The 2,703-nt window shown below is 65.3% G+C and carries 1 protein-coding gene; it reads right to left on the bottom strand.

The features are described from left to right. Positions 1-2,703 (bottom strand): PLxRFG domain-containing protein (locus tag KBA32_RS16920; protein WP_294361463.1); only part of this gene is annotated, 2,703 nt, incomplete at both ends.

Genomic DNA, 2,703 nt, shown 5'->3' on the forward strand with positions numbered 1-2,703 from the left:
ATCCGGCGCTCGCGGTTGCGCACGCTCTGCCACAACTGCGGCGGCGTGATTCTGCGCCCAGGATTGACCTTGTTGAAATCGGCGATCGCAGCGCGAGCCTCGGTCATTCCATCCTGGTCCCGATCCATCGCAGCCCTGGCGAACTGCGTCATCAAATCCTGGCGGCGCTCTGCAAGGCGACGATCTGCGCTCATCACTGCGCTGCGCCCCTCGAAGGCGAGGCGGATCTCAGACGGCGAGAAACCGGACGCCTGCCCCAGCACGCCAGCCAAGCTCACTTCGTCTTTGATGACCACGCCCGTGCGATCGACTTCGCCTTCGCTGTACTGGCGGTACGCCTTGATCGGGTTGCGCGCGAAGATCGGCAGCATGTCCTCCAGCCCGCGGCCGTAGTCTCCATCTGCCATCTTCTGCGCGCCCTTGGTGGCATTCACCCCTATGCCGATCACCGGGCCAAGCATGGCGGTAGCGAACGATTCGGCCCAGCGCTGCCCCTCCAGGCTCTCATTCACGTCCGGCAGCAGCAGCTTGTCCAGGCCGACGCGGCCGGAAATGTCCCACGGCGTCATGCGCGAAAAGCCCTTCGCGATCACCTCGGCCGGCTTCGCTCCGAATGTGTCGGCCAGCATGTTGCGCATGGCAACCTCAGCGTCCCACGGCTCATCGTCGCTGCCGCCCAGCGCGGAAGCCAGCGTCAGCAGCGTTCCCACCATCGGCAGGCCCAGCACGCCCGCAGCGGCCGCGTGCATGGTCATCAGCGCACCGAAGACCTTGCGCGCCTCGCGCCGAACCTCGGGCGACTCGCCCTTGACCGACTGGTATGCGTTGCGCGCGAGCGTGTAGATCATGTTCTGCGCGTACTGCTTGAACAGCAACACAACCTTGGCGACGTTGCCCTGCATCACCCGCGGCCGGTTGCCGGCCGAGTAGTCGAAGTGCCCGTCGTAAGTCGCCTTCACCGCCTGCGAATAGGCGGTGTCGTGTTTGGCGCCAGCGTCGCGCGCCAGCCGGTAGGCAGCAAGGAACGTCGCCTGACGGTTGAAGCGCTCGGCGTGATGGAACAGGTAGCTCGCCAGCCGCATCACCGGGCGAATCTTCCACATCACCTTCGCATCCTCGCCCTGCGCGATGCCGGCGAGGTCGTGGGCCATCGTCACGTCGATCACGCCGGTTCGCACCGCCTTGTCGTAGGCGGCGATCTCGTCCGGGTTTTTCAGGCGCGAGCGAAGGTCGTTCTTGCCTTCCATCGTTTCCTTCGAGGCCGTCATCAGGGCGGCGCTTGCCTTCCTGAATCCCCACTTTGCGCCCAGCACCGGGTAGGCAACCAGTGGCGTCTGCGACAGGTTCACCATCGCGGCGGCCGGCGAAATGCCCAGGTAGTAGACAAAGCCGAAGCTCGTGAGCGCCGTCGAGAGCGGGTTGCCCTTGGGGTTCATCGTCGCTTCGTGGCGCTTGTTCATCTCATCCACGACGCGCTGCGCTGCCGGCTGGTCGAACCCCTCGATCGGCGCCATCTCGTCGACGTGCTTCTGCATCCGGTCCAGCTCGGACTGCATCTGGTCGCCGTACTTCAGCTTGGCGAGGTAGCGCGCGCCGTGGAACGTGTTCTGCGCGAACGCTCGACGCGCATCGCTCGAGAAGCCCGGGGTGCCCTTCCGGTGGATGCCATGCTTTGCCCACGACAGATCGGGCAGCGACGACAGGTAGAGCTGACCCAGGGTGTCTTCGAGCTCGGCCTGCACGCGCGGATCCAGCCCCTGCTCGTCCAGCGCATCGTAGAGCTCGGTCATGAACCCGCGGCCCACCATGTCGCGGCCGGCGATGAACTCCTTGCTCAGTGTCACGCGCCCGACCTGATACCCATCCCTGGCCGGGAACGCCTTCACCATCTCCGCGCGCATGGCTTCGGCCTCGGCCATGGTCTCGGCTCGCGACACGCTCACCACCTTGCCGGCATCGTCCTTCGTCGCCACGACGTACTGACCAAAGCGCGACAGCGGGAAATAGACGCCCTTGATCGACTTGAAAAAGTCGGCGTCCATGCGCTGCAGTAGTTCGGCGCGGCGCTCTTCCTTCAGCTCGCTGCGCATGATGCGGTCAATGATCGCCTGTCGAACCTCGGCATGATGCTTACGGTAGTGGTCGCGCGCCTCGCGATAGACCTTCTGCGCTTCGGTCGAGAGCTGGCCGAACTGCGCCTTGAGCGCTCGGCTCTTGGCAAGGTCGTCGCCTGGCACGTACTCGACGGCGGAATCCGCATCGATCTGCGCCAAGGTGGCGTCGTGCATCAAGTCGGCCAGCTTGCCCTCATCGGGCAGCTTGCCCCAGCGGCGGGCGAGCTCGTCGGCAGCCGCACCCACGTCGTTCTTGTCGGCCTCCATCTGCGCGGCCAGCCGGTCGTAGTCGGCCAGCGGCAGCACGTCGCCGTATACATCCACGATCTGCCGGCGGCCAAGGAACTGCAGGCCCAACTTGAGCCAGTCGGTCAGCTTGTGCTTGCCGGCCTTCTTCGCGTCCTGCACCGTGATCGCCTTCAGGCCAGCGCCGATGTTTTTGGCGGCTTCCTGTGCGCCCGCGAGGCCGGATCGGCTGAACTGCAAGTCATCTGCGCCACGCTCGGCAGTCTGCGCAATGCTGCCGCGTACCTGCTGCTGCGCCATTCTGATGTTGCGCTTGTGCCAGAACGCAGCACGCCCAGCATTC

The organism is Propionivibrio sp., from assembly GCF_017995515.1.
Lineage (GTDB): Bacteria > Pseudomonadota > Gammaproteobacteria > Burkholderiales > Rhodocyclaceae > Propionivibrio.